The 978-nt window shown below is 69.7% G+C and carries 1 pseudogene; it reads right to left on the reverse strand.

The window, feature by feature from the left end:
• Positions 1–954: pseudogene (locus DBR23_RS30785) on the reverse strand (ankyrin repeat domain-containing protein); the annotation flags it as partial.
• Positions 955–978: the final 24 nt, after the last annotated feature.

Below are 978 nucleotides of genomic sequence, written 5' to 3' on the forward strand. Positions count from 1 at the left end.
GCCATAAAAGGCCCGCAGCAGGGCCGTATCGCCGCGCTCGCTGTCCTTGGCCGTCTGCCGCAGATCGGGCTCGGCCCCGGCTTGCAGCAGCGCCTCCACATGCGCCAACTGCCCCCGGTGGGCGGCCAGCATCAGCACGGAGGAGCCGGTGTCTGCCAGCAGGTTGGGGTTGGCGCCATCGCGCAGGGCCTGCGCCAGTGCGCTGGCATCGCCCGCGTTCTGAGCGTCCATCAGGCGGGCATCTGCAGGCGCCCAAATGCGCGATGAAGCCACTGCCGCAGGGGCTTGCAGTACAGCGCTGCGACCTGCCCCCCACACCGCACGCCCGCCATGGGCCCACCACACGAGCAAGCCAAAGGCCAAGAGCCATGCCCAACCACCCCAGGCTGGGCGTGAATGGGCAGCCACCTGGGGCCGCTGCGCCCCTGGCGTGAAGCGCCCCCGACGATCCAGCCACGCACGTGCCACGGCCTGGCCCACGGCCTGCGCGGCAGCCGTGCCGCTCAGCCCTGGTGTCAGCGTTTGCGAATGCCCTGATGCATCCTTGCCCAGCACCGCGTGGTAGGCCTGGGTCCCCGCCGCGAACTGCAGCTTGTGCACCAGCGACTGGCTGGACTCGCCTGGCAACGTCGCCACGCGAGACCAAACCCAAGAGCCGCGACGCACGACCAGGCCATCGTCCTGCACCAGCAGCGTCCACCGCCGGGTGGCGGCATGCAAGGCCCAGGCAGGCAGCACCAACACAGCCAACCAACCCCAAAAGCCGCTCGGCAGCACCAGGGCGCGGGGCTGGATGCGGTCGTTCACCCACCACTCCAGCGCCAGCAAAGCCAGGGCCACCGCCGCGGACCAGCGCCAAGCGGTCTGCGTGAACGCGAGGGACCAGGCATCTGGCGTCTCGGTCAAACGCACGCCAGGGGGAAGAAAGCCTGGGGATTCAGCAGACTTCCCCATGCCCGGTAGATCCAACGGCTGAGA

This window comes from Acidovorax sp. HMWF018 (assembly GCF_003061035.1).
Taxonomy (GTDB): domain Bacteria; phylum Pseudomonadota; class Gammaproteobacteria; order Burkholderiales; family Burkholderiaceae_C; genus Acidovorax; species Acidovorax delafieldii.